The following is a 16,658-nucleotide window of genomic DNA, read 5'->3' on the forward strand; positions in this document are numbered from 1 at the left end:
TGCTGCAATCGAGGGGCGTCGCCCCGGCCGCCCCCGTCTCCCTGCCCATGGCGAGGGAAACCAACGGAGATCCCATGCACCCCGTCCGTTCCCCTCTCGCCTCGGCCGCCTTTGCCGTCCTCATGAGCCTGGCTGTCTTCGCGCCCTGGCAGGCTTCGGCGGAGGAGGCCGCCAAACCGGCGGAAGCGCCTGCCGGGGCGACGGCGAGCACGACATTACCCTGGCGCATCGGCTTTTCGCCGCTCAGCACACCCAAGCACAGCCAGGCCTTTGATCATTTCGACTATGTCAATCCCGATGCGCCAAAAGGCGGCAGGTTGCGCATGGCCTCGCCGGTGGCCTTCGATAGCTTCAACGTGACGCTTGCGGGAGTAAGGGGCATCGTCGAGCCGGGGCTCGCCCGGGTTTACCAGAACCTGATGACCCCGGCGCAGGACGAGCCCAACACCTATTACGGCGAACTGGCGGAGGCCCTGCGCTATCCCGACGACATGTCCTGGGTGTCGTTCCGCCTCAACCCGAAGGCGCGCTGGCAGGACGGCCAGCCGGTGACGCCGGAGGACGTGGTCTGGTCCTTCGAGACCCTCAAGGCCAACAATATCCAGCAGGAGCGCTATTACCACGACGTCGCCAAGGCCGAGGTCAGCGGCCCCAACGAGGTGACCTTCGGTTTTTCGAGCAAGGGCAACCGGGAACTGCCGCTGATCGTCGGTCAGCTGATCGTCCAGCCCAAGCATTGGTGGCTGGCCAAGGGGCCGGACGGCAAGCCGCGCAATATCGCGGCTACCAGCTTAGAGCCTCCGCTCGGCTCCGGACCCTATCGTGTCAAGGCGTTCGAGGCCGGCCGTTCAATTACCTATGAACGTGTGAAGGACTGGTGGGGCGCCGGCCTCCCGACGGCCAGAGGCATGTATAATTTCGATGAGATCCGTTACGATTATTATGCCAATGCCACGAAATTGCCGGAACTTTTCAAGACCGGCTCCCTCGATTTCCGCTCCGAGAACAGCGCCTCAGCCTGGGTGCAACAATACAACATTCCAGCCGTGAAGGAGGGGCGGATCGTCAAGCAGGAATTCCGCCGTGCGACGAGTGGAATCATGCAGGCCTTTGGCTTCAATCTGCGCCGCGCCAAGTTCCAGGACGCGCGCGTGCGCCAAGCCTTCAATCTGGCCTATGATTTCGAGACCCAGAACCGCACCATGTCTTTCGGCCTGTTGGAGCGGGTGAATACCTATTTCTTTGGCCTCGATATCGCCTCCAAGGGCCTGCCCGAAGGGCAGGAACTCGCTTTGCTCCAGGGGATCAAGGACATGGTGCCGCCGGCCGTGTTCACCACGCCCTATGCCAATCCCGTCAGTGGCAGCGATGAGGCGGTGCGCGCCAATCTGCGCAAGGCCTTTGCCTTGCTGAAGGATGCGGGTTGGGAGATCCGCGACGGCAAGCTCACCAATGTCACGAGTGGAGAGGTGATGAAGGTCGAACTGCTGCTGCAGGGGGAGGGAATCGTGCGAACGGTGCTGCCCTATCAGCAGGGCCTCAAGCGGCTGGGGATCGAGCTGGTGCTGCGGACGGTCGACGATTCACAATATCAGACGCGCGTGCTCAACCGCGACTTCGACATGATCATCTATCTGCAATCGCAGAGCAATTCGCCCGGCAACGAATTGCGCGACTTCTGGGGCTCGGCCGCCGCCGACCGGCCGACTTCGCGCAATGAGCTCGGCGTCAAGGACGCCGGCGTGGACGCCCTGATTGAGCGCGTCATCTATGCCAAGGACCGCGACGAGCAGGTCGCAGTTGTCAAGGCACTCGATCGCGTGATGCTGGCCCATAATTATGTGGTGCCAATGTTCTATTCGAGTGTGGACCGCACCTTGCGTTGGGATCGCTTCGGTCAACCGGCAACTTTGCCCGCACTGGGCTATATGGGCGGCTTCCCCGATATCTGGTGGTATGACGAGGCCAGGGCGGCCAAGATCGGCACGGTTGAAGAGCAACCCGCCAAATGAGATGCGGCATGGCAGATTCTGCTCGTTGCGCGAACCCGTTGCCCCCGTTCGAAGGACCCCCGCTCATGGCCGAACTCGATCGCCGCATGCTCCTGAAGACCGGCTTCCTCGGCGCAGCCTGTGCGCTCCTGCCGGTGGGCGCGCGGGGACAGGAGGTCGAGAGCCATGGCCTGTCGACCTTCGGCGATCTCAAATACGGACCTGATTTCAAGAAATTCGACTATGTGCGCGCGGATGCTCCCAAGGGCGGCGCCTTCTCGCAACTGGTCTACCAGACCGGCTACAACCAGTCCTTCAACACCTTCGACAGCCTGCACATCTACGTCCTCAAGGGCACGGGCGCGGTGGGGATGGACCTTACCTTCGCCTCGCTGATGGCGCGGGCCGTGGACGAGCCGGATGCGATGTACGGCTACGCGGCCGAAGCGGTCGCCGTCTCGTCCGACAGGCAGACCTATCGCTTCCGCCTGCGCCCCGGGCTCAGTTTCCACGACGGCTCCGCTCTGACGGCGGAAGACTGCGCCTGGTCGTTCAACACGTTGAAGGAGAAGGGGCATCCCTTCATCGCCGAACCGCTGCACTTCTTCAAGGAGGCGGTGGCCGAGACCCCCGACATCGTGCGCGTCACGCTGCTGCCCGGGCGCGGGCGCTCGCTTCCCCTGATCGTCGCCGCCCTGCCGATCTTTTCGAAAGCCTGGTGGTCCAAGCGCGATTTCGTCAAGTCCACGCTGGAAGCACCGCTCGGCAGCGGGCCCTACAAGGTGGGCAAGGTCAATGTAGGCGATGCGATCAGCTATGAACGCGTGCCGAACTGGTGGGGCGAGAGGTTGCCGACCCAGATCGGCACCAACAATTTCGATCGCCTGACCTGGCAATATTACCGCGATCCTTCGGTGGCCTTCATTGCGTTCGGTGCCGGCAATTTCCGCTTCCGCGAGGAGCCGAGCTCCGAGAACTGGGCCAAGGGCTATGATATTCCGCCTGTGCGCGACGGCCGCATCCGGCGTGAAACGGTGCCCGACCACACGCCCTCGGGCGCCCAGGGCTGGCACTTCAACACGCGGCGCGCCAAGTTTTCCGATCCTCGCGTGCGTAAGGCTCTCGGTTTCGTCTTCGATTTCGAATGGGTGAACCGAAACGTGATGTACGCGTCCTACCGGCGCACGGCCTCGATCTTCGAAAATTCGCCACTGAAGGCCGAAGGCAAGCCCGGGCCGGATGAACTCGCCCTGCTGGAGCCTCATCGCGGCAAGGTGCCCGATGCCGTCTTCGGCGAAGCCCTGCTGCCGCCGGTCTCGGACGGGACCGGCTTCGATCGGGCCAATCTGCGAACGGCGCTGGGGCTCCTCGCGGACGCCGGTTGGACCCTCGACAACCGCGTTCTCAAGAACGCCAAGGGCGAAGCCTTCACCATCGAGTTCCTGGAGGAGAGCGACTTCCTCTACAAGGTCACGGCCCCCTTCATCCAGAATCTGGGCCGGCTCGGCATCGCGGCGAGTTTCCGCGCCGTCGATTCCTCGCAATATCAGCGCCGTACCGATGCGTTCGACTATGACATCATTTCCCGCCGCACGTCCTTCGGCCTGACCCCGGGCGAAGACATGCGTGGGCCCTTCGCCAGCCGGACGGCCGGCATCCCTGGCTCGACCAACATTTCCGGCATTGCCGATCCGGCAATCGACGCGCTGATCGATGCCATCGTCGCCGCCGACGGCCGGGGCGCGCTCGTCGCGGCGTGCCGCGCTTTCGATCGCGTGCTGCGCTCGGGCTATTATTGGGTGCCGATGTGGACCCGCCCGAACCACTGGCTGGCCTATTGGGACGAGTTCGAGCACGGCGATCCCGGCGTGATCTACGACCGCGGCATCCCGGATCTGTGGTGGTCGAAGAAAAAGGGATAGCAGTGCATCGGTCGGCTGAGGAGCATTGCGGGCGTAGCGAAGCAATCCAGAGGCCGCGAGTGATATGTTTGAACGTCTGGATTGCTTCGCCACGCTCGCAAACACGGTCCAACTTTCGGCAGGATGCGTCCGGGCCGCCTTGCACAAACAAAAACGCCGGCCCGTTGCCAGGCCGGCGTCGAAATCCGTCAGATGCGTCGAACTTACTTCTTGTGGTCGACGCGCTCGGCGATGCGGGCAGACTTGCCGCGGCGATCGCGCAGGTAATACAGCTTAGCGCGACGGACCTTGCCGCGGCGGACCAGCTTGATGGAATCGATCATCGGCGAGTAGAGCGGGAACACGCGCTCGACACCTTCGCCATAGGAAATCTTGCGGACGGTGAAGCTCTCCTGCAGGCCGCCGCCATTGCGGGCGATGCAGACGCCTTCATAGGCCTGAACGCGGGAGCGCTCGCCTTCCTTCACCTTGACGTTCACGATCACCGTGTCGCCGGGCTGAAATTCAGGAATGTCCTTGCCAGCCGACAGGCGGGCAACTTCTTCCTGCTCGATAGTCTGAATCAGGTTCATGATCATATCTCCGCGCGTACCCGAAGGACGCATCTTGCTCTTGCTTTAAGTGGAGGCGTGCCAATACGCCATTACGGAAGGCGAGTCCACCGAATTCGGTGAAGAGATGTCACCCCTGGGACCGAGGACGTCACAGGGGCGGCGCATCTATTTCCTCTTTTTCGGCGGCGGCTGTCGCGCCTCATAGGCCGCCCACAGGTCCGGCCGGCGTGCGCGTGTCAGTGCCTCCGCCTCGCCCCGGCGCCAGGCCGCGATGTTCTTGTGGTGACCCGAGCGCAGGATGTCCGGGATTTCGCGATCCTCGAAGAGGGCGGGCCTGGTGTAATGCGGGTATTCGAGCAGGCCGTTCTCGAAGCTCTCCTCGTCGCCGGATGTGGCGCCGCCCATCACACCGGGCAGCAGCCTGACGCAGGCATCGATCAGCACCATGGCGCCGAGCTCGCCGCCCGACAGCACATAGTCGCCGATCGAAACCTCGGTGAGGCCCCGCGCCTCGATCACGCGCTGGTCGACACCTTCGAAGCGCCCGCACACGATCACGGCGCCATCTCCCGCCGCCAGCGCCCGCACATGGGCTTGTTGCAGCGGCAGGCCGCGCGGCGACATCAACAGGCGCGGGCGACCGTCATCGCCGAGAGCATCGATGGCGTCAGCCAGCACGTCGGCGCGGATGACCATGCCCGGGCCGCCGCCGGCCGGCGTGTCGTCGACCGAGCGATGGCGGCCCTGGCCGAAATCGCGGATATTACGTGTTTCCAGCGCCCAGGTGCCGCTGGCCAGGGCTTCGCCCGACAGCGAGACGCCGAGCGGCCCGGGGAACATCTCCGGATAGAGGGTGAGGATCGAGGCACGCCACACGGGACGAATGCTCAGAAACCCAAGAGGCCCTTCAGCCTCTCATCCGTGAAGTCCTTGATCGAAAACACGGTGTTCGGGCCGTCCAGCGCCGCATCGTCGAGCATGGTCTTCACGCCCACGGCGCGCATGCCGGCATTGCGGGCGGCCTCGATGCCGAGCGGTGCGTCCTCGAACACCACGCATTGGCTGGGTGCCAGGCCCATCGCCTCGGCGGCGGCAAGGAAGAGGTCGGGATGGGGCTTGCCGCGATAGCCCATGGAAGGGGAGACCACGGTGACGAAATGGCGGCGCAAATCGAGGCCGTCGAGCACCAGAGCGGCATTTTCGGGCGTGGCCGCGGTGGCGACCGACATCTTCTGCCCGCGAGCCTCGCAGGCTGATATCAAAGCCGCCAAGCCTGGCATCGGTACCATCTGGTTGCGATAGATCTCGCGGTAGATTGCTTCCTTTTCCAGCCCCAGCGTGTCGAGCTCGTGCTCGCTCGCGTCGGGCTTGACCATCCCAACCACTTCGCGATTGGCGCGGCCGGCGGTGTCGCGGAAGAAGCGCTCGCGATCGAAGGGCAGGCCATGGCGCTGATGCCAGGTTTCCCAGGCATCATTGTGCACATGCATGTTGTCGACCAGCGTGCCGTCCATGTCGAAGATCAGGCCGGCGACCGGCGTGCCGGCCAAATGCCTGAAATCGCCTTGCAGGCTGCCGGTGGAAATAGAATCAGCGCTCATCGTCACCTGTCTCCTCGGCCTCATCGGCCGCGCCAGTTTCCTCAGGCAGCACGACGACAATATGTCCGGCCTTGATGTCGACCTCGGGTACGACGGCCTTGGTGAAGGACAGCAGCAGGGGCTTGGCTCCTCCAAGCGCTCCTTTGGCGCTGTCTGGCGCCCCCTTGGCGCTGCCTTGCGCCCCTTTGGCGCCATCGGGGGTCACCTCGATGATGTCGCCGGCGCCGAAATCGAACAGGCCTGTGACCGTGCCGATCCTGCTGCCGTCCTCGCCGCGCGCAACAAGGCCGATAAGGTCGGCGTGGAAGAATTCGTCTTCGTCCTCGGGGGTGCCCAGCACGGCGCGCTCGACGAAAAGCTGAAGATTGACGAGTTGTTCGGCAGCGGTGCGGTCGCCGACGCCTTCAACCCGGGCGATCAGCACATCCTTGGCCTGGCGCAGGCTGGCCAGCTTGATCTGGCGCCCTGATTTGGTGAGGAGCGGCGCGTAATTGGCGATGGCCAGCGGCTCCTCGGTATAGGATTTCAGCCGGATCTCGCCCTTGAGGCCATGGGCTGCGCCGAAAACGCCGAGGACAACGAGGTTTTGCGAGGCAGGGGGCATGGGGACCTTGTGATAAAGGGCACGGGAGCCTCCCCTCGAAGCTGGAGGAGGTGTCGCGACGAAGTCGTGACGGAGGGGGTGCAGCCAGAATAGAGCACGAGAACCGCAGACCCAAAGTCCCGTTCCATGTGCTCTATTCTGGCTGCACCCCTTCCGAGCTTGCTGCGCAAGCCCACCTTCCCCAGCTTCGGGGGAGGTCGCGCACACAAATTGTGTGCGCTGGAATCGCGCTTCGTCCTTGCTTAGTCGAGCTTACTCGGCAGCTTCAGCTGCAGCAGCTTCGGCCTTCTTGGCCTTCTCGGCGACGCGTTCCTGCGCCTTCTTGCCGGGAACGGCCTTGACCGGGTTGTTGCGGGCTTCGCGGGCCAGCAGGCCGGCATCGGCGAAGTGACGCAGCACGCGGTCGGTCGGCTGGGCGCCCTTGGCGATCCAGGCCTTGGCGGACTCCAGATCGACGGTCCAGCGCGACTTGCCCGAATCCTTGGCGATCATCGGGTCATAGGTGCCGAGCTTCTCGATGAAGCGGCCATCGCGCGGGGAGCGCGAATCGGCAACGACGACCGCGTAGAACGGGCGCTTCTTGGCGCCGCGGCGGGCGAGACGGATCTTGAGGGACATGGGTTACTCCGTTTGCAAGTGTCTTAAAGGGTAGGGATGGTCTTAAAGGGCAGGATGGTCTTCAAGGGGTTTCGGGCAGCTATTTCTTTTTGCCGCCGAAGGGGAAGCCCGGCGGCAGGCCGCCCGGCAATTTTGGTCCGCCAAGCCCGGGGAAGCCTGGCAATTTGGGGCCACCGGGACCGAAATTCGGCATCTGGGGCGGCAGTTTCGGCATTTCCGAGGGCATGCCCGGCGGCATCTGGCCCTTGGCGATGGCATCCATGGCGCCGGGCGGCAATTGCGGCATGCCGCCACCCAGGCCGAACATCGAGGCCATCTTGCCCAGCGCGCCCTTCTTGGCGCCGCCCATCTTCTTCATCATGTCCGCCATCTGCATATGCATCTTCAGGAGGCGGTTGATCTGTTCGGGCGAGGTGCCGGAGCCGGCGGCGATGCGACGCTTGCGCGAGGCTTTGAGGATTTCCGGCTTGCGACGCTCCTCGGGGGTCATCGAGTCGATGATGGCGCGCTGGCGCTTGAACACCTTCTCGTCGAGATTGGCGCCGGCGAGCTGATCCTTGATCTTGCCCATGCCGGGCAGGAGGCCGAGCACGCCGGACATGCCGCCGATCTTCTCCATCTGGATCAGCTGGTCGCGCAGATCCTCCAGATCGAAGGCACCCTTCTGCATCTTGGCAGCGATCTTGGCGGCCTTTTCGGCGTCGATCGTCTCGGCGGCCTTCTCGACCAGCGAGACGATGTCGCCCATGCCCAGGATGCGGTTGGCGATGCGGGCGGGATGGAAGTCGTCGAGTGCGTCGACCTTTTCGCCGGTGCCGACCAGCTTGATCGGCTTGCCGGTGACGGCACGCATCGAGAGGGCGGCGCCGCCGCGGCCATCACCATCGAGGCGCGTCAGCACGATGCCGGTAATGCCGAGGCGTTCGTCGAAGGCGCGCGCGGTGTTGACGGCATCCTGGCCGGTGAGGGCATCGGCGACCAGCAGCACTTCATGCGGGTCGGTGGCGGCCTTGACCTCGGCGGCCTCGGCCATCAGGGCCTCGTCGACCGTGGTGCGGCCGGCGGTGTCGAGCATGACGACGTCATAGCCGCCGAAGCGGGCGGCATCCATGGCGCGCTTGGCGATCTGCACGGCGGACTGGCCCGCGACGATCGGCAGCACGGCGACGCCGACCTGCTTGCCGAGCACGGCAAGCTGCTCCATGGCGGCGGGACGGCGGGTATCGAGCGAGGCCAGCAGCACCTTCTTGCCGAACCGGTCGGTCAGGCGCTTGGCGATCTTGGCGGTGGTGGTGGTTTTGCCGGAGCCTTGCAGGCCGACCATCAGGATCGGCACCGGCGGTACAGCCTGCAGGTCGATGGCCTGGCCGTCGCCGCCGAGGGTCTCGATCAGCACGTCGTTGACGATCTTGACGACCATCTGTCCCGGAGTCACCGACTTCAGCACCTCGGCGCCGACGGCCCGGGCGCGGACCTTGTCGATGAAGGAGCGCACGACGTCGAGCGCGACGTCCGCCTCGATCAGCGCACGGCGGATCTCGCGCATGGCTTCGCCGACATCCGCCTCGGTAAGGGCGCCACGCCGGGTGAGCTTGTCGAGCACGTCGGACAGACGTGCGGAGAGACCATCGAACATTCGTCTTTTCCTGTTTGGCTTCGATGCTGATATCGGAGCCATCGTCTTTCAAGGCAAGACGCACAACGCAAAACACGCCCGTGGGCGCATCGCGCTGACGGGCGTTGGCCTCCATCCTCTCGGGATGGTCGGCAGGAAGAGCGTCTTACTGTGTAAGAACGATGCGGGACATAGGGGATACGGGCGCAGGAGTCAAGGAAAGGCGGCGTTTCACCCCTCATCCGGCTGCCGCCACTTTCTCCCGAAAGGGGAGAAGGGATCTATTCGGGCTCGGTATGATGCACCATGGAACTGCTCAGTCAAACTCGATCTCTCCCACAAAAAACCCTTCTCCCTCTGCGGGAGAAGGTACCGGCAGGGGGATGAGGGATGAAACACCACCCCACCAAAAAAGGTCACCTCTTTCCAAACCGCTGCCGATTTGCGGTAAGGGAGGATACCGCCATCGAAACCCGAGACCCGCCTTGCCCCAGCTTGATGAGATCGTCACCGAAATCGCCGAGGAGATGGCCTGTTACAGCGACCGGGGCGAGGTGGCGACCTATATTCCTGAGCTTGCCCGCGTCGACCCCAAACATTTCGGCATTGCCGTCATCGATGCCGACGGCAATGCGCATGTCGGCGGCGATGGTGATATGGCTTTCTCGATCCAGAGCATCTCCAAGGTCTTCACCCTGACCCTCGCCCTCGGCAAGGCCGGCGATCGGCTATGGCGCCGGGTGGGACGCGAGCCATCCGGCAGCGCCTTCAACTCGATCGTGCAACTCGAGAACGAGAGGGGCATTCCGCGCAACCCCTTCATCAATGCCGGCGCCATCGCCGTCACCGATTTGATCCTCTCAGGCCACCAGCCGCGCGAGGCCCTGGGCGAGATCCTGCATTTCATGCGCTTCCTCGCCGACGATCCCTCGATCGCCATCGACGAGGCGGTGGCCGCCTCCGAACAGCGCACAGGCTTCCGCAACGCCGCCCTGGCGAACTATATGAAATCCTTCGGCGTGCTCGACAATCCGGTCGACTACACGCTCGGTGTCTATTTCCATCATTGCGCCATCGCGATGTCCTGCCGGCAACTGGCGATGGCGGGGCGATTCCTCGCCTGGCAGGGCCGCAATCCCTCCACCGGCCACCGTGTGGTCCAGGCCGAGCGTGCCCACCGCATCAATGCGATCATGCTGACCTGTGGCCATTATGATGGCTCGGGCGAATTTGCTTATCGCGTCGGCCTGCCCGGCAAGAGCGGGGTGGGCGGCGGCATCCTCGCCGTGGCCCCCGGCAAGGCTTCGATCGCGGTCTGGGCGCCAGGCCTCGACGCCAACGGCAATTCCCATCTCGGCCGCATCGCCCTGGAGGCCCTCACTCGCCGCATGGGCTGGTCGATCTTCGGGGCGTGAGGTCGAAGGACCATAGCTTTGGCGGGCTCGGCCGAGTACAAGGGGCCGGCCACACCCAGAGCAAAGCACGTCTAGGCGTAGACGCTTCTTTGCTCCAACTCTTTGTTTCGACGCGTCTTTGCGATTCCTGGTGATTCCAACAAATCGCAAAACGCTTTGGACGGATGCGGAGGAAATCATGTCGCTCTCATATTACCAGGCCACCGTGCCGGTTTTCGTGCACGCTCTGGGGGCTATCTCGGGGGTTCTCGACAAGGCGGCAGCCTTTGCCGAAGCCAAGAAGGTCGATCCCGCGGTGATGTGCGGGCTCAGGCTCACCGCCGACATGCTGCCGCTTTCGCGGCAGGTCAGCACGAGCTGCGATTTCGCCAAGTTGTGCGTGGCGCGGCTTTCCGGCGTCGAGGCGCCGAAATTCAACGATGACGAGAAGGACTTCGCCGAATTGCGTTCGCGCATCGCAAGGACGCTGGAATTCATCCGCTCCGTTCCCCAGGCCGATGTCGAGGCCGGCGGCGGGCGCACGATCAGCCTGAAGATCGCCGGCACACAGCGCGACCTGAAGCCGGACGATTATCTCAACTTCTATGCCCTGCCGAACTTCTATTTCCACGCCTCCACGGCCTACGCCATCTTGCGTGCCAATGGCGTTGAGCTCAGCAAGAAGGACTATCTCGGCCCGCTGTTCGACTGAGGGTGCCTGAGGGCCCAGGCGGGCTGCCTCGACAAAGCGGCTGAAACGATCCTACAAGCGCTCATGCGCTTTCGCTTCGTCCACGCCGCCGATCTGCATCTCGACAGCCCCATGCATGGCTTGACGGCTCGCCAGCCCGAGCTGGCGGTACTGTTCGCTCGGGCGACGCGCGAGGCGTTCGAAGCCTTGATCGACGACGTGCTGGCCCGCAAGGCGGCCTTTCTGGTGATCTCGGGGGACGTCTATGACGGCGACTGGCGCGATTACCACACCGGCCTGTTCTTTGCCGGCCAGCTCGCGCGTCTGTCGCGGGCCGGCATTCCCACCTACTTGATCCAGGGCAATCACGACGCGGAAAGCCAGATCTCGCGCAAGGTGACGTTGCCGCCCCTGGTGCATTCCTTCAGCACCCGCAAGGCCGAAACCATGGAGCTGCCCGAGCTAAGAGTCGCGCTGCATGGGCGCAGCTTCGCGGAGCGCTCCTTGAGCGATAATATCGTGCGCGATTTTCCACCTGCGCGGCCTGGCTGGTTCAATCTCGGCCTTCTGCATACCTCGCTCGACGGCCGAGCCGGCCACGCCTCCTATGCGCCCTGCAGCCTCGCCGATCTCAAGGCTCGCAACTACGACTATTGGGCCCTCGGTCATATCCATGCGGCCGAAATCGTCGCCACCGATCCCCCTATCGTCTTCCCCGGCAATCTCCAGGGCCGTCATGTGCGGGAAAGCGGGCCGAAAGGCGCCATGCTGGTGGAGGTCGAGGATGGCGCCGTCGCTTCGCTCATCCCCCTGGTGCTCGACAAGGCGCGCTGGGGCCATCGCCGCATCGCGATCGACGAGGCGACGACGCTCGCCGAGGTGCTGGCACGGGTCGAGCCCGCCCTGCGGGAGGAAATTACCGCAGCGGGCGAACGCCCGCTGGCGCTGCGCCTGACGCTGACGGGTGAAACGCCTGTTCATGACGGACTTGCCGCCGACAGCCAGCATTTGCGAGCCGAGATCCAGGCCGCCGCCGATCGGGTTAGCGAGCGCCTCTATATCGAGCGCATCGAACTCTCGACTACGATGCCGCAGATCGCGATGGACGAGACTGTCGGCTTTGCCGATCCGCAAGGCCTGTTGGCCGGGCTCGAAGCCGAGTCGGATTTCGCTGAGGCTTTTGCCGGTGTCGTCGAGGAGATCCTGGCCAAATTGCCGGACGAGGTGCGCCAGGCCGTGCGCGGCGAGGAGATCGGGACGGCTCTGGTGGAAGAGGCACGCGCCGTCGCCTTGGCGCGCCTGCGCCGGGGCGGCAAGGCCGGTGCCGGAGAGGCGGCATGAAGCTCACCCGCCTCGATCTCGATCGCTATGGTCCCTTTACCGGGACGCGTCTCGATTTTCGTCCCGATGCCGATCTGCACATCGTCTATGGCCCGAACGAGGCGGGCAAGAGTTCGGCCCTGTCGGCGATCACCGACCTGCTCTATGGTTTCGAGCCGCGCAGCCCCGCCAATTTCAGGCATCGTTACGAGGATTTGAAGGTCGGCGCCGAGCTGCAACGGGCTGATGGCGAACCCTTGCGGTTTTGGCGACGCAAGCGGCTGAAGAATTCCCTCACCGATGCCGAGGACACGCCGCTCGACGACGGGTTGCTCGAACAGCTGTTGAGCGGCATTTCGCGGGAGGTCTTCCTGGCTGCCTTCGGGCTCGACCAAGCCGGCCTGCGCGAGGGCGCCCGCCAGATGCTGGCGGCCGAGGGCGAGGTGGGCGAAAGCCTGTTTGCAGCGGCCTCCGGCCTGAAGACCCTGGTTTCGGTTCGCGCCGGGCTGGAGGGTGAGGCGGATGGGCTGTTCGGAGCCCGCAAGTCGAACAAGCGTGCCTTCTATGAGGCGCAGGAGCGCTACGATCAGGCCCGCCGGGCGCTGAGCGAGCAGTCTCTGCGGGCCGACGACGTGCGCAGTCTCGAAGGTGAGATCGAAGCCGGTGAGGCGCGAGCCCGCACCCTGGCCGAGCAATTGCGCCAGGCCGGAATCCGGCGTGCCCGTATCGACCGCGTCCGCCGTGTCGCCCCCTTGCTCGCCCGCATCGGCAAGGCCGAGGCGGCCCTGGCTGCTCTCGATACCCGGCCGGATCTGCCCGACGGCTTCGCCGCCGAGATCGAGGCGGCGCTGGTCCGGGCCGAGAACGGACGCGAGGCCATGGCCCGCCTGGCGCGCGAGGTTGGTGATACCGAGCGGGCCCTGGCCGCGATCGCCGTCGATGATGATTTGCTGGCGGCGGGAGAGGCGATTACGGCCCTCAATGAGGAGCGCGCCGCCCTGGCCAAGGCGATGCAGGACCTGCCACGCCGGGAGGCGGAAGCGCGGGAAATCGCTGATGACCTCGACGACCTGGCCCGGCGGCTCGGCCAGAAGGACCGGGCTGCCCTCTCGGCGTTGAGCCCGGACGATCTCGCCCTCGAACGCATCCGAGTGCTGGCCGAGCGCCGGCGCGAGATCGAGCGCGAAGGCGGCGAAAGCCGGCGCGCCGCCGAGCGGGCGCGCGAAGCGATCGACGGGCTGAAACGCAAGACGGCCTCCGTCCGGGCGGGCTCCGATCCCGGCCCCCTGCGCCAACGCCTGAAGGCCATGCAGCCGGCCCTGGCGGAAGCCGGCGCCCTCGAAGAGCAGGAAGGCGAATTGGCCCGTCGCCGGGCGCTGCAGCAGGACAGGCTGGCGCGGCTGTCGCCGGCGGTGGCTGATGAGCCCAGGCTCTGGGCCTGGCGCGAGCCGTCCGAGGCAGAGATTACCCAGGCCGAGCAGGCGTTGGCGGCGCTGGAGAGCACAGCCCGCGAGCAGGAAACCGAAGTCAGGCGGCTGCGGGAAGCCCTCGCGGAAGCCGACGCTCTCCTGGCCGAAACCAGGGGCGAGGACGGGCTGATCGACGATGCCCTGCTGGCTCGCGAACGGTCGGAACGCGATGCCTTGTTCGACGCTGTAATCGCCGAGCCCTCGCAGGCTGTGGCGAAGGCCTATCGCAAGATCGTCGGCGCCGTGGATCAACTCGCTGACCGCAGGCTGGCACAGGCCGAGCATCTGGCTCGCCGTGAAGTGGCGCGCCGGACGCGAGCCAGGGATGCCGCGGCCCTTGCGCGGGCTGAGGCGGGGATCGCGGCGCGTTTGCAGGAAAGCGAGAAGGTGGGGCAGGCCTGGCAGGCGCTGTTCGCGTCGCTCGGCTGCAAGACGGAGGCGCCGGCGGTGATGCGTCGCTTTCTGGCCGAGCTCGCAAGGCTGCGCGAGGAACGCCAGGCACTGCAGGAGTTCGAACTCAGGATCGAGCGGGGCCGGCGGCGTCTGGCCGGAGAGCGGCCAGGGCTCGAGGCTCTCGCCGCCGAAATCGGCATTGCGGGCGCACGGGCGCAGAGCCTGCCCAGCCTGGTTCGGCTGATCGAGGACGGTCTCGCCGCACTCGAACTCGGGGCTCGCGAGGCCCGCTCACTCGCCGACCAGCTCGCAGCAAACCAGGCCGAGCTGGCCCGGGCGGAAAAATCACAGGAAGCGGCCGAGGCGGCGCGGGCCGCCACCCAGTCGGATTGGACCGCCGCACTCGCCGTTCTCGGCCTGGCGCCCGAGGCGAGCCCCCAGGAGGCCGCCAAGGCGAGCGAACTCTGGATCGCCGTCCAGGGCAAGCTTGCCCAGTTCGGCAGCCTCGATCACCGGATCGCCAGTATTCTCGACGATCGGACCACCTTCGCGCAACACGCCGCGGGCCTGGTCGACAAGCTTCCCTCCGAGGCGAGCGGCGATCCGGCGGAGACGGCTCTTGGCCTGATGACGGCTCTGACGGCGGCCCGTGACGCGGCGATCCGTCGTCGCACTGCACGGGAGAGCCTGGATCGCTATCGCGATGCGCTGACCAAGGCCGAGGCGGCCCAGCGTAGCCATGACGATGCCTTGGCCGGCTTGGCCGCTACGGCCGGCTGCGAGACGGCGGCGCTTGCCGCGCTAGCCGCCGACCTCGCCTTGCGTGCCGGCCTCCGCCGTGAGCTTGCCGCTGCGCGGGCCGAACTGGGCGGACAGGGCGACGGCCTGGAGGAGGCAGTGTTGCGGCATGAAGCGGCCGAGATCGGTATCGACGAGGCCGCGGGCGAGAGCGAAGCCGTGCAGGCCGAACTCAACGGCCTGATCGAAGCGGACAAGCAGGCGGCCCTCGCCCTCGGGGAATTGCGGCGGCGGCGCGAGGCGATCGAGCGGGAAGCCGGCGCGGCCGGCGCGGCCCAGGCACGGGAGGACGCGCGCACCGACCTTGCCCGCATCACCCGCGACTATCTGGTGCTGAAGACGGCCTCCCTGCTGCTGGAGGCGGGGCTGGAGCGCCAGCTACGCTCCGAACAGGGACCGCTGATCGCGCGGGCCGGCGGCCTGTTCGCTACCATCACCGCCGGCGGGTTCTCCGGTATCGCCACGCTCTATGACGAGGCCGACAGGCTGCGCCTGGCCGCCCGTCGGCCCGATGGCGGGACCACCGATATCGGTGGCTTGAGCGAGGGCACGCGGGACCAACTCTATCTGTCGCTTCGCCTTGCCCATCTCGAAGCCATGGCGGGGCGGCGCGAGGTGCCCCCCTTCATCGGCGACGATTTGGTGATGACCTTCGATGAGGAGCGCGTCGCCGCCGCGCTGCAGGTGTTGGCGGCCAAGGGCTCGGGGCTGCAGAAGATCCTGTTTACGCATCATCGCCATGTGGTAGAGATCGCCCGCGAACGCCTGGGACAGGCCGTCGACATCATCATGCTGGACCCGCAAAACCCGTCCGAAAGCTGACGGAAGCGTTCATAGTCCATTCAGCTTGTACCCCCTAAAATGCATCCCATAGGTTCAAGGGCACAAAGCAGCTACCGCTGGTGGCGCTTCTGGAGCGCCCCACGTGAGGAACTGATTATGTTGAAGAAAATTCTCGCATCGGCCCTGGTTGTTGCCACTGTTGCCGGTGCCTCGATGGCGACGACCGGCACCGCCGAAGCTCGCTACGGTCGTGGCGGCGCCTTTGCCGGCGGTGCGGCGGCCGGTCTTGTTGGCGGCCTGCTCCTAGGCGGCGCGCTGACCAATCGTGATCGCTACTATGACGAGGGCTACTATGAAGAGCCCGCTCCGGTCTATGTGCAGCCCCGCTGCTGGTTCGAGCGCCAGCGCGTGCCGAACCAGTACGACTACGGCTATCACGTCGAGCGTGTGCGCGTCTGCCGCTAACAGAATTTCACGGTAGCGTCCTCGCACCGGCCTGCATCAGCGGTCGGCAGCGAGGCCCCGGAACCCCGCCGAGAGGCGGGGTTTTCATTTCTGGAGCAAAGCGCGTCTGGACGGAAACGCGCTTTGCTCCAGCTCTTTGTTTCGACGCGTCTTTGCGATTTTCGGTGATTCCGTCAAATCGCAAAACGCTTTGGAGTATCGTTCGAAAAGTGGGTGCCGGTTTTCGGAAAAACGATGCGATAGCAAGACCTTACAGCATCGGACACGATTCCGAAATCGGGCCCGATGCTGTAAAAACCGGTTTTCTCCGGCGACGTTCTGCTCTAGAGCAAGGCCCATTCAGATCGAAACGCTCTTTGCTCCGGCTCCCCATTGACGTGCCTTTGCAAGTCCCGGCGATTCCGCCAGGCCGCAAAACACTCTAAGGGAGTCCGGCGCAA

The 16,658-nt window shown here is 65.2% G+C and carries 13 protein-coding genes; 7 read left to right on the forward strand and 6 right to left on the reverse strand.

Annotated features, from left to right (window positions below):
- The first annotated feature begins 74 nt into the window (after positions 1 to 74).
- On the forward strand, positions 75 to 2,012 hold the full coding sequence (locus ACR9ZN_RS24530; protein ID WP_481273425.1) for an extracellular solute-binding protein: 1,938 nt from the start codon (positions 75 to 77) through the stop codon (positions 2,010 to 2,012).
- Between the two features lie 65 nt (positions 2,013 to 2,077).
- Positions 2,078 to 3,913, forward strand: coding sequence for an extracellular solute-binding protein (locus tag ACR9ZN_RS24535; RefSeq protein ID WP_481273426.1), 1,836 nt, complete (start codon positions 2,078 to 2,080; stop codon positions 3,911 to 3,913).
- A gap of 203 nt (positions 3,914 to 4,116) precedes the next feature.
- On the opposite strand, the gene rplS is transcribed toward ACR9ZN_RS24535, so the two are convergent.
- The 6 genes from rplS to ffh form a co-directional block, all read right to left on the reverse strand.
- A complete protein-coding gene (rplS, locus tag ACR9ZN_RS24540) occupies positions 4,117 to 4,485 on the reverse strand; it encodes a 50S ribosomal protein L19 (protein ID WP_434959028.1) in 369 nt (122 codons plus the stop codon).
- Positions 4,486 to 4,632: 147 nt separating this feature from the next.
- Entirely contained in the window at positions 4,633 to 5,343 is a 711-nt protein-coding gene (trmD, locus tag ACR9ZN_RS24545) for a tRNA (guanosine(37)-N1)-methyltransferase TrmD (protein ID WP_454811731.1), read from the reverse strand.
- Positions 5,344 to 5,354: 11 nt separating this feature from the next.
- Positions 5,355 to 6,068 (reverse strand): HAD family hydrolase, encoded by a 714-nt coding sequence (locus ACR9ZN_RS24550; protein ID WP_481273427.1) that lies wholly within the window; start codon positions 6,066 to 6,068, stop codon positions 5,355 to 5,357.
- Positions 6,058 to 6,672: a ribosome maturation factor RimM gene (gene rimM / locus ACR9ZN_RS24555; RefSeq protein ID WP_441772124.1), complete on the reverse strand. Its 615-nt coding sequence runs from the start codon at positions 6,670 to 6,672 to the stop codon at positions 6,058 to 6,060. Before rimM ends, ACR9ZN_RS24550 begins: the two co-directional genes overlap by 11 nt.
- A 252-nt stretch (positions 6,673 to 6,924) precedes the next feature.
- Positions 6,925 to 7,290, reverse strand: coding sequence for a 30S ribosomal protein S16 (rpsP, locus tag ACR9ZN_RS24560; protein ID WP_434959032.1), 366 nt, complete (start codon positions 7,288 to 7,290; stop codon positions 6,925 to 6,927).
- 79 nt (positions 7,291 to 7,369) lie between these two features.
- A complete protein-coding gene (gene ffh, locus ACR9ZN_RS24565) occupies positions 7,370 to 8,926 on the reverse strand; it encodes a signal recognition particle protein (RefSeq protein ID WP_481273428.1) in 1,557 nt (518 codons plus the stop codon).
- A 464-nt stretch (positions 8,927 to 9,390) separates the two neighbouring features.
- Here ffh and ACR9ZN_RS24570 point away from each other — a divergent pair, with 464 nt between their 5' ends.
- The 5 genes from ACR9ZN_RS24570 (at position 9,391) to ACR9ZN_RS24590 (ending at position 16,218) form a co-directional block, all read left to right on the forward strand.
- Positions 9,391 to 10,320 (forward strand): glutaminase, encoded by a 930-nt coding sequence (locus tag ACR9ZN_RS24570; protein WP_454811737.1) that lies wholly within the window; start codon positions 9,391 to 9,393, stop codon positions 10,318 to 10,320.
- Between the two features lie 178 nt (positions 10,321 to 10,498).
- Positions 10,499 to 11,011 (forward strand): DUF1993 domain-containing protein, encoded by a 513-nt coding sequence (locus ACR9ZN_RS24575; RefSeq protein ID WP_454811738.1) that lies wholly within the window; start codon positions 10,499 to 10,501, stop codon positions 11,009 to 11,011.
- 63 nt (positions 11,012 to 11,074) lie between these two features.
- Positions 11,075 to 12,331: a metallophosphoesterase family protein gene (locus ACR9ZN_RS24580; protein WP_454811740.1), complete on the forward strand. Its 1,257-nt coding sequence runs from the start codon at positions 11,075 to 11,077 to the stop codon at positions 12,329 to 12,331.
- A complete protein-coding gene (locus tag ACR9ZN_RS24585; RefSeq protein ID WP_481273429.1) occupies positions 12,328 to 15,792 on the forward strand; it encodes an ATP-binding protein in 3,465 nt (1,154 codons plus the stop codon). The genes ACR9ZN_RS24580 and ACR9ZN_RS24585 overlap by 4 nt, the downstream gene beginning before the upstream one ends.
- A gap of 117 nt (positions 15,793 to 15,909) precedes the next feature.
- A complete protein-coding gene (locus tag ACR9ZN_RS24590; RefSeq protein ID WP_434959038.1) occupies positions 15,910 to 16,218 on the forward strand; it encodes a hypothetical protein in 309 nt (102 codons plus the stop codon).
- Positions 16,219 to 16,658: the final 440 nt, after the last annotated feature.

The organism is Labrys sp. HAY1-8F (assembly GCF_056754975.1).

Excerpts from the sequence above, each read along its gene's own strand:
- ACR9ZN_RS24550 (WP_481273427.1), bottom strand. The coding sequence starts at position 6,068 with ATGAGCGCTGATTCTATTTCCACCGGCAGCCTGCAAGGCGATTTCAGG.
- ACR9ZN_RS24575 (WP_454811738.1), top strand. The coding sequence starts at position 10,499 with ATGTCGCTCTCATATTACCAGGCCACCGTGCCGGTTTTCGTGCACGCT.
- rpsP (WP_434959032.1), bottom strand. The coding sequence starts at position 7,290 with ATGTCCCTCAAGATCCGTCTCGCCCGCCGCGGCGCCAAGAAGCGCCCG.
- ACR9ZN_RS24585 (WP_481273429.1), top strand. The coding sequence starts at position 12,328 with ATGAAGCTCACCCGCCTCGATCTCGATCGCTATGGTCCCTTTACCGGG.
- ACR9ZN_RS24580 (WP_454811740.1), top strand. The coding sequence starts at position 11,075 with ATGCGCTTTCGCTTCGTCCACGCCGCCGATCTGCATCTCGACAGCCCC.
- rplS (WP_434959028.1), bottom strand. The coding sequence starts at position 4,485 with ATGAACCTGATTCAGACTATCGAGCAGGAAGAAGTTGCCCGCCTGTCG.
- ACR9ZN_RS24535 (WP_481273426.1), top strand. The coding sequence starts at position 2,078 with ATGGCCGAACTCGATCGCCGCATGCTCCTGAAGACCGGCTTCCTCGGC.
- ACR9ZN_RS24590 (WP_434959038.1), top strand. The coding sequence starts at position 15,910 with ATGTTGAAGAAAATTCTCGCATCGGCCCTGGTTGTTGCCACTGTTGCC.
- ACR9ZN_RS24530 (WP_481273425.1), top strand. The coding sequence starts at position 75 with ATGCACCCCGTCCGTTCCCCTCTCGCCTCGGCCGCCTTTGCCGTCCTC.
- ffh (WP_481273428.1), bottom strand. The coding sequence starts at position 8,926 with ATGTTCGATGGTCTCTCCGCACGTCTGTCCGACGTGCTCGACAAGCTC.
- rimM (WP_441772124.1), bottom strand. The coding sequence starts at position 6,672 with ATGCCCCCTGCCTCGCAAAACCTCGTTGTCCTCGGCGTTTTCGGCGCA.